The organism is Pseudokineococcus sp. 5B2Z-1, assembly GCF_037482305.1.
Taxonomy (GTDB): domain Bacteria; phylum Actinomycetota; class Actinomycetes; order Actinomycetales; family Quadrisphaeraceae; genus Pseudokineococcus.
Window position 1 is genome coordinate 896,012 of sequence record NZ_JBBHZG010000002.1, and the last position, 9,864, is coordinate 905,875.

General features: G+C 79.0%; 11 protein-coding genes and 1 tRNA gene. 8 read left to right on the forward strand and 4 right to left on the reverse strand.

The features are described 5' to 3' along the window. The first annotated feature begins 86 nt into the window (after positions 1-86). Positions 87-611 carry an FAS1-like dehydratase domain-containing protein gene (locus WDV85_RS08245; protein ID WP_339570172.1) on the forward strand — a complete coding sequence of 175 codons (525 nt, stop codon included), beginning with the start codon at positions 87-89 and terminating at the stop codon, positions 609-611. After that, the gene (locus WDV85_RS08250) at positions 608-1,081 is read left to right on the forward strand and encodes a MaoC/PaaZ C-terminal domain-containing protein (protein WP_339570173.1); all 474 of its coding nucleotides are present in this window, start codon (positions 608-610) and stop codon (positions 1,079-1,081) included. The genes WDV85_RS08245 and WDV85_RS08250 overlap by 4 nt, the downstream gene beginning before the upstream one ends. Here WDV85_RS08250 and WDV85_RS08255 read toward each other — a convergent pair. Together WDV85_RS08255 and WDV85_RS08260 are read right to left on the reverse strand one after the other, a co-directional pair. Continuing rightward, the gene (locus WDV85_RS08255; protein WP_339570174.1) at positions 1,050-2,456 is read right to left on the reverse strand and encodes an MFS transporter; all 1,407 of its coding nucleotides are present in this window, start codon (positions 2,454-2,456) and stop codon (positions 1,050-1,052) included. The two genes, WDV85_RS08250 and WDV85_RS08255, sit on opposite strands and share 32 nt — an antisense overlap. After that, positions 2,453-3,052, reverse strand: coding sequence for a helix-turn-helix domain-containing protein (locus WDV85_RS08260; RefSeq protein WP_339570175.1), 600 nt, complete (start codon positions 3,050-3,052; stop codon positions 2,453-2,455). Before WDV85_RS08260 ends, WDV85_RS08255 begins: the two co-directional genes overlap by 4 nt. Positions 3,053-3,171: 119 nt before the next feature. Between WDV85_RS08260 and WDV85_RS08265 the strand changes: the two genes are divergently transcribed. Continuing rightward, positions 3,172-4,299 carry a UDP-N-acetylmuramate dehydrogenase gene (locus WDV85_RS08265; protein WP_339570176.1) on the forward strand — a complete coding sequence of 376 codons (1,128 nt, stop codon included), beginning with the start codon at positions 3,172-3,174 and terminating at the stop codon, positions 4,297-4,299. A gap of 18 nt (positions 4,300-4,317) precedes the next feature. Here WDV85_RS08265 and WDV85_RS08270 read toward each other — a convergent pair whose 3' ends face one another. Continuing rightward, complete coding sequence (locus WDV85_RS08270) at positions 4,318-5,124, reverse strand: sirohydrochlorin chelatase (protein WP_339570177.1); 807 nt, start codon at positions 5,122-5,124, stop codon at positions 4,318-4,320. Between the two features lie 213 nt (positions 5,125-5,337). Here WDV85_RS08270 and WDV85_RS08275 point away from each other — a divergent pair, with 213 nt between their 5' ends. Both WDV85_RS08275 and WDV85_RS08280 read left to right on the forward strand, forming a co-directional pair. Then, positions 5,338-5,928 carry a hypothetical protein gene (locus WDV85_RS08275; RefSeq protein WP_339570178.1) on the forward strand — a complete coding sequence of 197 codons (591 nt, stop codon included), beginning with the start codon at positions 5,338-5,340 and terminating at the stop codon, positions 5,926-5,928. A gap of 166 nt (positions 5,929-6,094) precedes the next feature. Next, entirely contained in the window at positions 6,095-6,820 is a 726-nt protein-coding gene (locus tag WDV85_RS08280) for a hypothetical protein (protein WP_339570179.1), read from the forward strand. 50 nt (positions 6,821-6,870) lie between these two features. Here WDV85_RS08280 and WDV85_RS08285 read toward each other — a convergent pair whose 3' ends face one another. Beyond that, a complete protein-coding gene (locus tag WDV85_RS08285; RefSeq protein WP_339570180.1) occupies positions 6,871-8,109 on the reverse strand; it encodes a pyridoxal phosphate-dependent aminotransferase in 1,239 nt (412 codons plus the stop codon). A gap of 228 nt (positions 8,110-8,337) precedes the next feature. Between WDV85_RS08285 and WDV85_RS08290 the strand changes: the two genes are divergently transcribed. From WDV85_RS08290 to nusG, 3 genes are all read left to right on the forward strand, one after another. Then, a tRNA-Trp gene (locus tag WDV85_RS08290) sits at positions 8,338-8,410 on the forward strand. A 142-nt stretch (positions 8,411-8,552) separates the two neighbouring features. Next, positions 8,553-8,855: a preprotein translocase subunit SecE gene (gene secE / locus WDV85_RS08295; protein ID WP_171201646.1), complete on the forward strand. Its 303-nt coding sequence runs from the start codon at positions 8,553-8,555 to the stop codon at positions 8,853-8,855. A gap of 82 nt (positions 8,856-8,937) precedes the next feature. After that, positions 8,938-9,777, forward strand: coding sequence for a transcription termination/antitermination protein NusG (nusG, locus tag WDV85_RS08300; protein ID WP_339570181.1), 840 nt, complete (start codon positions 8,938-8,940; stop codon positions 9,775-9,777). The last annotated feature ends 87 nt before the right edge of the window (positions 9,778-9,864 follow it).

A 9,864-nucleotide genomic window follows, 5' to 3' on the forward strand; every position in this document is an offset into this window, starting at 1 on the left:
GCGGCCCCGCCGTCGTCGTCCCACCGGTCAGCCCTCGCACGCCATCACGCGCGAGGGGGCCGGCCCAGCTGCAGCGGAGGAGCGACGTGGCCGTCGACCAGAGCTTCGTCGGGCGGACCTACCCGCCCGAGGGCGTCTACGAGGTGAGCGCGGAGAAGGTCCGCGAGTTCGCGAGCGCCGTCGCCGGTGCCGGCTCCGCGACCGCGCTCGGGGGGCCGCTGGCCACCGCCGACGTGCCCGCCGTCCACACCGACGCCGCCGCGGCCCGGGCCCTCGGCCACGCGGACGTCGTCGCGCCGCCGACCTTCGCCGTCGTGCTGGCCCAGCGCAGCGACGCCCGCTTCCTCGCCGACCCGGCGGCCGGGGTGGACTTCAGCCGGGTCGTCCACGGCGAGCAGTCCTTCACCCACCACCGGCCCGTCGTCGTGGGCGACCGGCTCGTGACGACGCTGCACGTCGACGGCGTCCGCGTCGCCGCGGGCAACGCCATCGTCACGACGCGCAACGAGATCGCCACCGAGAGCGGCGAACCGGTCTGCACGGCCACGTCGGTGCTCGTCGTCCGGGCTCCCGAGGCACCGGCGCCGCGGACCCAGGAGGAGGGCGCGTGAGCGCGACGGTGGGCGGTCAGCAGGCAGGGGGCGACCAGCGGCTCGAGGTCGGGCAGGAGGTCGCCCGCCGCACCTTCGGGGTGCACCGGGCGGACCTCGTCCGCTACGCGGGCGCGAGCGGCGACTTCAACCCCATCCACTGGAGCGAGCGCACGGCGGTGGGGGTGGGGCTGCCCGGCGTCATCGCCCACGGCATGTTCACCATGGCGCTGGCCGGCCGCGTCGTGCAGGACTGGTGCGGCGGCGACCCGGGTCGCGTCAACAGCTTCGGCGTGCGCTTCACCAAGCCGGTCGTCGTGCCCGAGGAGGGCACCGAGGTCGAGGTCGTCGCCGTCGTCGGCGCGCTCGACGAGGGGGCCCCGGCCGAGGGGGACGCCCCGGCCCGGCCCGCGACGGTCCGCCTCGACCTCACCGCGACGTGCGCCGGCGTCTCCGTGCTCACGCGGGCGCGGGCGGTCGTGCGGCGCTGACGACGTCGGCGCGCTCGCGCTCCTGGCGGCGGGCGGGCAGGTAGAGCGGGGCCGCCAGGGCGAGCACGACGGCGCCGACGAGCATCGCGGCGCCCAGCGAGGCGCCGTCCGCGAGGGCGCCCAGCACCACCGCCCCGAGGGCGCCGGCGGGCTGGGCGACCATCGAGTTCATCGACAGCACGACCGTGCGGTTCTCGCGCGTCGCCTGCCGGTGCAGCAGCGCCGCGTGCAGCGGGTTGCTCGCCCCGTGCACGGCGTAGCAGGCGAGGTACGCCGTCACGACGCCCACCGGCCCGGCCAGGAGGGCGAGCCCGACGACGGTGACCCCCTGCGCCACCCGGAGCGCCCCCGCGACGACGGCGGTGCCGAAGCGTCGCGCCAGTCCCGCAGCCGCCGTCGCCCCGACGGCGGCTGCGAGCCAGCCGGCCGCGCTGACGGGCCCCATGAGCTGCCCGGCGCGCTCGGTGCCCGCCGCCACCGACCCCGCGAGCACCTCCGCCAGCCGCGGGGGCGTCAGCGTCTCGAAGGCGACCATGCCGAACCCCCAGCACGCCTCCACGGCGAGGAGGGCGAGGAGCACCCGCGAGCGCCGCGCGACCCGCAGGCCCCCGACGACGGTCCGCGGCACGTCGCGCACCGCCCCGGTGAGCGCGCGGCGCCCGCGGGCGCCGTCGGCCCGTCGCGGGGGCTCGCGCACGAGGAGGGCCACCGCCAGCACGCCCGCCGCGCTGACGAGGAGGGCGACGGCGACCGGCAGGGCCAGGGGCGCGCCGGGCCACCCCAGCGCGGGAGCCGCCGCGACGAGGCCGCCGGAGACGAGCGCCCCGGCGCCCACGGACGCGTTGAGCGCCACGGCGCCCCGGGCCACGCCCGCCTCGACGCGCTCCTGCGCCCCACCGGGAGCACCGCCGGGCCCGCCACCCGCCCCGTGCGGGTCGGTGTCCGCCGCGAGCGCCGCGTCGACGTACCAGGACTGCAGCGGGCCGGAGTCGAGCGCCCGCCAGACCCCCATGAGGGCGAAGGCGGCGGCGTACCCGGCGGGGGAGCCGGCGACGAGGAGGACCGCGAGGGCCGCGGTGCCGACGAGCCCCGCGACGACGAGCAGCGGCCGGCGCCCCAGGGCGTCCGCCAGCCCCCCGGTCGGCAGCTCCAGGAGCAGGACGACGACGCCCTGGGCGGCGGTGACGAGGCCCACCTCGGCGAGCGACAGGCCGCGGTCGACGGCGAGGAGCACGAGGACGGGCACGAGCAGGCCCGTGGGGAACCACCGGAGGGCGGTGAGCGCCACGTAGCGCCGTCGGGCGGCGTCCGCGCCCAGGGGCGGCCGGTCGGGGCCGACGGCCGAGCCGACGGGTGGGCCGGCGGGCGCCGTCACCAGGGGAGCCCGTGGTAGACGAGCGAGACGCGCCGGGCTCCCGGCGCCGCCGGGTCGCTGCGCGCGGCCCAGCGGTGCGCGAGGTCGTGCAGCTCGCGCCGCAGCTCGACGAGCTGGTCGAGCGTGAGGGAGAGCTGCTCGTCGCCGCTGGTCGACGCGGCCACCCACTCCCGCGGCATGGCCGGCTCGGCCGCGAGGTGCTCCTCGAGCAGCGCCGCGTACCGGTGGTGGACGGCGCGCCGGAGCCCGTCCATCGCCAGCCGCCGCTCGGGGTCGTCGTGGGCCTCGGCCGGGTCGAAGCTCGTCGTCCGGGCGGCGGCCCGCCACCAGCGCTCGCGCCGGTCGCGCGCCCGCTCCGGGGCCTCGAGGACGAAGCCGTGCCGCGCCAGCACGCCGACGTGGTAGCTCACGGAGCCCGGCGGCTCGTCGAGGAGCTCGCCGAGCATGCCGACGCTCTGGGGGCCGCGGACGCGCAGCTCGCCGAGGAGCCGCAGGCGGACGGGGTGCGCGAGCGCCCGCATGGCGCGGGGGTCGGTGACGCGGGTGGATCCCGTGGGCAGCTCCGGCGGCGGGGGTGCGGCGTCGTCGGTGGTCACGGCGGGGACGCTAGACCCGCAAGAGGTGTCGTACAAGACCCGTTGTGGAACAGGTCGCCCCTGCGGGACCCGGGTGCGGCCTCGTCGGGGGTGGCGGCAGCCCGCCTACCCTGGGTCCGGTGAGCACCCAGGAGCAGGCGCCCGCCGACCGCGACGCCGCCGGCGGTGTCGGCACGACCGGCACGGACGCGGTGGGGGCTCCCGGCGCGCCGCTGGCGACCCGGACGACGCTGCGCGTCGGCGGCCGGCCGGCGCGCGAGGTCGTGGCCCGCAGCCAGGCGGAGCTCGTGGACGCCGTCCGCGGCGCCGACGCGCGCGGTGAGGAGGTGCTCCTCGTCGCGGGGGGCTCGAACCTGCTCGTGGCCGACGGCGACCTGCCGGTGACGGCCGTCGTCGTCGCGTCGCGCGGGCTGCGGCGCGAGCCGGTCGACGCCTGCGGGGGCGTCTGGGTCACCGCCGAGGCGGGGCACCCCTGGGAGGACCTCGTCGCCGAGACGACGGCCCACGGCTGGCTCGGGCTGGAGGCGCTGTCCGGCATCCCGGGGTCGACGGGCGCGACGCCCGTCCAGAACGTCGGCGCCTACGGCGCCGAGGTCGCCGGGACGCTGGCCCAGGTGCGCACGTGGGACCGCCGGGAGGGGCGCCTGCGCACCCTCGCCGTCGGCGACCTGCGGCTCGGCTACCGCACCTCGCTGCTCAAGGAGGACCCCGACCGCTACGTCGTCCTCGACGTCACCTTCCAGCTGCGGGAGGGGGAGCTCGGCGGGCCGGTGCGCTACGCCGAGCTCGCCGACCGCCTCGGCGTGCCCGTCGGCGGGCGGGCGCCCGCCGCCGACGTCCGCGAGGCGGTGCTCGCGCTGCGGCGCGGCAAGGGGATGGTGCTCGACGACCCCGCGGCCGGCGTCGTCGACCACGACACCTGGAGCGCGGGCTCCTTCTTCACCAACCCGGTCCTGGGCGCGGCGGAGGCCGACGCGCTGCCCGAGGGCGCCCCCCGCTACCCGGCGGACGGCGGCGTCAAGACGAGCGCCGCGTGGCTCATCGGGGCCGCGGGCTTCGAGCGGGGCCACGGCCTGCCCGGCCCCGCGGCGCTGTCCACCAAGCACACCCTCGCCGTCACCAACCGCGGCGGGGCGAGCGCGCAGGACGTCCTCGCCCTCGCCCGCGAGGTCCGCGACGGCGTCGCCGAGCGCTTCGGCGTGCGCCTGGAGCCGGAGCCCCGGCTCGTGGGCTGCACGCTCGGCTGAGCCGCCTCTCGGCCGGGGCTACCGGCCGCCCGTCCCGGCCGCCGGCTCCCGCTCCGGCGACGTCCCCGGCAGGCGCTCCGGACCCCGCCCCGCCACCGCGTCGTCGTAGCGCGACCAGACCGCGGCGAGGACCCGCGGCTCCAGGCCCCCGTCCGGGGCGGTGAGCAGCGGCGCGGCGACGGCGTCGGCGCCGGCCGCGGCCAGGCGGTCGTGGAAGTGGCCGGGCCCCAGCAGGTAGGAGGCCACGACGACGCGGGCGCCGGCCGGGGACGCCGCGCGCAGGGCGGCCACCGCCTCGGGGACGCGCGGGTCCGCCGCCGCCCCGTACCCGACGACCACCGCGCCCTCCCGCCGCTCCCGCAGCGCCGCCGCGACGCGCTCGGTGTCGCGCGCCGCGCGGGGGTCGCTCGAGCCGGCGACGGCGAGGACGACGGGGTCGGCGGGGGCGGCGCCCGCCTCGGCGAGGCGGTCGGCGAGGACGGCGTCGAGCAGCGGGTGGGGCCCCAGCGGCCCCGCGGAGACGGCGCGCGGCCACGGCGCGACGGCCCGCGCGACGTCGGAGCCCACGTGGTACCCGGCGGACAGCAGCACCGGCACGACCACGACGTCGCGCCCGCCCGCGAGCCCGGCCACGACGTCGGCGACGGCGGGCGGCTGGACGTCGACGAAGGCGGCCCGGACGGCCGTGCCGGGGCGCCGGCGCCCGAGGGCGCCCACGAGCGCACCGACGGTGCGCCGGCCGAGCGGGCCGCGCGTGCCGTGCGCGCACAGGACGAGCACGGGCTCCTCGTCGTCCCGGCCGGCGTCGCGGGGGAGGGGGTCCACCCGCCGATGGTGGCACCCGTGGCGCGGCCACGGTCCCCCGGCGCCCCCGTCGGACGGCGTGGCGGTGCGGCACGGCGGGGCGGCGGGCGGGGGGCGGCACCTCGGCCCGCGACGTCCTCCGCCGCTGGGCGGCTCCTGGGCGCCGCCTGCGGACCTGCTCCCGGCGGGCGCGCCCACGGGGGCGCCGCGGTCCGCGGCTGCGAGGATCGCCCCATGAGCACCCCTGACGACAGCACCCGGCGGACGCCCGCCGACCCGACCGACCCCGCCGTCCCCGACACCGCCGCGGGCGGCGCGACGGCGACCGGCCCGACCACGGGCGCGGCGTCCCGCCCCGCCGGCACGGCGACCGACCTGGACGGCGACGGCGTCGTCGACGGCGCCGAGGAGGACGGCGACGTCCTCGTCGTCGAGGACGAGCGGTCCAGCGGCGGGTCCGCGGGCCCGGGCCTCGCGCTGGCGGGCCTCCTCACCGGCCTCCTCGCCCTGTTCTTCGCGGGCACCGAGTCCGCCGTCCGCGAGTGCACGCCCGACCCGGTGGGCGCGGTGGCCACCGGCGTCGACGGCTACCTCACGGCGCTCCTGCTCGCCGTCGTCGCGGTGGTCCTCTCCGCCGTCGGCATCGCGCTGTCCCGCTCCTCGCGCTGGGGCGGGGCCGTCGGCGTCGCGGGCGTCGTGGTCGGCGTCCTCGTCGTCGTCGTCTGGCTCCTGTCGGTGTGGGTGCTGTCGGCCGACCCCGTCGACATCGCCACCCTCACCTCCCAGGAGCAGGGCCTGCCGCTGCAAGGCTTCGGCTGCGCCTGAGCCCACCCGCCTCCCCGCTCGACGAGGGCCCCGCGACCGCCGGTCGCGGGGCCCTCGTCGTCCGGGCCCGCCGTCCTCCGGGCCCCGGTCGTCGGCGCCGCCGGACGCGCGCCGCCGCCGCGCGGCCGCACCGCCCCACGGCCCGGCAGGTGGGAGCATGCGCGGCGTGGGACTGGGTGGAGCGCCGGGCGAGTGGGCCGACTACGAGTGGTTCCGGCTCGACGACCTGCCCGCCGCGCCGGAGCCCCGCCGGCCCGCGCGCCGCCGGCCGGTCGCGCCGGAGCCCGTCGGCGAGCCCGTCCCTCCGGTCGCGACGCCCGAGCCCGACCCGCTGGGGGACGCCGTCGGCGCCTGGCTGGACCAGGACCCGCTGTGGGGGGAGGGCGAGGGGGCGAAGGTCCTCCTGGCCGACCTCGACAACCTGCGCGCCGGGCCCGTGCGCTGGCGGGCGCGCATGTCGGTCGTCGTCCGGCTGGCCCGCCAGGCCGACGTCGTCGGCATCTCCGGCCAGCACGGCGCCGCCGGACGGGCCGCCCCCCACCTCGCGGAGTGGGCGGGAGCGGTGCGCGCCGTCGACGACGGCAGCGACCTCGCCGACCACGAGCTGCTGGCGGTCGCCGCGGCCGTGCCCGCGTCCGCCGAGCCGCTGCGCGTCGTCGTCATGAGCAACGACGGCATCTTCGCCGACCTCGCCGAGCGGGGCCGGCTCGTCGTCGCCTCGCCGGGCGCGGACGCCCTCAGCGAGCGCCTCGACGGCGCCGCGGCCGACGTCGTCGACCTCGCGGCGCTCGAGGGCGCCCTGTCCCGGCAGCTGGCCGACCGGCTGCCGGGGCCCCTGGCCGAGCAGCTGGCCGCCGCGCTCGCCGCGGACGACGTCGCGCCCGTGGCCTGAGGCCCCCGCGAGGGCGCCTCCCGCCGGCGCCTCCCCGCGGGGCAGCCCCGTCAGCGGGCCTCGGCGAGCAGGCGCTGCAGCCGGCCGACGCCCTCGACGAGGTCGTCGTCGCCGAGCGCGTAGGACAGGCGCAGGTAGCCGCTGGGGCCGAACGCCTCCCCGGGGACCACCGCGACCTCGGCCTCGGCGAGGACCAGCTCGGCGAGCTCGGCCGAGGTGGTGGGCGTGCGCCCGCGCAGCTCGCGGCCGAGCAGGCCCTGCACGCTGGGGTAGGCGTAGAAGGCCCCCTGCGGCATCGGGCAGACGACGCCGTCCACCTCGCGCAGCATCGAGACCATCGTCCGGCGGCGGCGGTCGAAGGCCTCCCGCATGGCGGCGACGGCCGACAGGTCGCTCTCGAGGGCGGCCACGGCCGCGCGCTGGGAGACGTTGGCCACGTTGGACGTCAGGTGCGACTGCAGGTTCGTGGCGGCGCGGACGACGTCGGCCGGGCCGGCCAGCCAGCCGACCCGCCACCCGGTCATGGCGTAGGTCTTGGCGACGCCGTTGAGGACGACGCACGTGCTCGCCAGCTCGGGCACGACGACGGGCATCGACGCCGCCTGCGCGCCGTCGTAGACGAGGTGCTCGTAGATCTCGTCGGTGACGACCCAGACGCCGTGCTCCAGCGCCCAGCGGCCGATGGCCTCCACCTGCTCGCGCGGGTGGACGGCGCCCGTGGGGTTCGAGGGCGAGCAGAAGAGCAGCACCTTCGTGCGCGGCGTGCGCGCCGCCTCGAGCTGCTCGACGGTCACCAGGTAGTCGGCGTCCTCCCCGGCGAACACCTCGACGGGGACGCCGCCCGCCAGGCGCACCGCCTCGGGGTAGGTCGTCCAGTAGGGGGCGGGCAGGAGCACCTCGTCGCCCGGGTCGAGGAGGGTCGCGAAGGCCGTGTAGACCGCCTGCTTGCCGCCGTTGGTGACGAGGACCTGCGCCGGGTCGAGCTCGAGCCCGGAGTCGCGCGCCGTCTTGGCGGCGATGGCCCGGCGCAGCTCGGGCAGCCCCGCCGCAGGCGTGTACCGGTGGTTCTCCGGCCGCCGCGCCGCGGCGACCGCCGCCTCGACCACCGGAGCGGGCGTGGGGAAGTCGGGCTCGCCCGCGCCGAAGCCGATGACGGGCCGACCCTCGGCCTTGAGGGCCTTGGCGCGGGCGTCGACGGCCAGGGTGGCCGACTCGGCGATGCCGCCGACCCGGGCGGACACCCGGGAGCGCGAGGGGGTGGGGGCGGGGGCGTCCGTCTGGGGGCTCACGCGGGCGATCCTCCCACCGCGGACCTCCCGCGGGCGGGGAGGACCGGCGGCTGGACCGCGGCGTCCCGGGCGCGACGGCGGGGACGGGCGCGCCGGGGTCGACGAGGGGCCGGCGGGCGGCGGGGCTCGGCGGTTCGACTCCGGCGGTGGTCGCCGCGTACAGTGACGGTCGGCTGCACAGGTGCGCCGTCCGCCGCCCCCGGGCGCGGTCGGCGCCCGGGTGGCCGAAGGGCAGTGGCGCAATTGGTAGCGCACCGGTCTCCAAAACCGGCGGTTGTGGGTTCGAGTCCCTCCTGCCCTGCGGACGCCGGCTCCTGAGGGGGCCGGCGTGGCAGCCGAGCGGACCGGCGCGGGGGGCGCCCAGGCGGGCGCCGTCGCGCGGGTCCGACCGTGGCGGGAGGACCCCGCCGAGACCCCGACCGACGCCCCAGGCAGGAGCCCCTGTGACGCACGCCGACGCGGCCGACGCCCCCCGTCCCGGAGGGGACGCCTCCGGCGAGGGCGGCGGCTCCTCGCCGGCCAGACGTCGCGGCGCCGAGGCCGAGCGGCCGGGGCCCGGCGCCCGGCTCGTCCGCTTCCTGCGCGAGGTGGTGGCCGAGCTCCGCAAGGTCGTGCGCCCCACGCGCCGGGAGCTCCTCACCTACACCTCGGTCGTGCTCGTCTTCGTGGCCGTCGTCATGCTCTACGTCTCCGGCCTGGACTACGTCTTCGGGCGAGCCGTCCTGTGGGTCTTCGGCGGCGGCTGAGCCGCCCTCCCGACCACACCCCCCACCTCGCGGTGGCCGCGCGCACCCACCGCCCAGCACGCCGGAAGGCAGGCCCACCCCCGTGACCGAGCAGCAGGCCGAGCAGGCCCACGACGAGCAGGCCCAGGACGAGCAGGCCCCGCACGTGGACGACGACCAGGCGGACCCCGCGGTCGAGGACGCCCTGGACCGCGAGCTGGCGGCCGAGGGCGCCGAGGAGGCCTCCTCCTCCGACGACGCCCCCGCGGCCGAGGAGGCCCCGGGCGACGGCGCCGTCGGCCCGGTCGACGTCGACGCCTCCGACGACGAGGGCGACCCGGTCGAGGAGTTCAAGGCCGCCCTGCGGCGCGAGCCCGGCGACTGGTACGTGGTGCACTCCTACGCGGGCTACGAGAACCGCGTGAAGGCGAACCTCGAGAACCGCATCACCAGCCTCAACATGGAGGACTACATCTACGGGGTCGAGGTCCCCATGGAGGAGGTGACGGAGATCAAGAACGGCCAGCGCAAGCTCGTGCGCCGCGTCCGGATCCCCGGCTACGTCCTCGTGCGCATGGACCTCACCGACGAGTCGTGGGGCGCCGTGCGCCACACGCCGGGCGTCACCGGCTTCGTGGGGCACACCCACCAGCCCGTGCCGCTGAGCCTCGACGAGGTCTTCTCCATGCTGGCGCCCACGATCGCCCCCCGCGAGCAGCGCCCGGCCGCCGGCGGCGGCGGTGGCGGCCAGCAGCCGTCGCGCCCCACCGAGGTCGACTTCGAGGTCGGCGAGTCCGTCACCGTCATGGAGCCGCCCTTCGAGACGCTCCCGGCGACCATCACCGAGATCAACGCGGACGCGCAGAAGCTCAAGGTCCTCGTGTCGATCTTCGGCCGCGAGACGCCGGTCGAGCTCGCCTTCACCCAGGTCGCCAAGCTCTAGGCGACCTCCGGGCGGCCGCCGCCCCGCCGCGCGCGGGGCCGGCCGCCCGCCCCCCGACCACCGGCGGCGAGTCAGCGCCGCCGGCCC

Bases quoted from the DNA above. Each gene is read 5' to 3' on its own strand.
- WDV85_RS08275 (WP_339570178.1), top strand. From the start codon at position 5,338: ATGAGCACCCCTGACGACAGCACCCGGCGGACGCCCGCCGACCCGACC.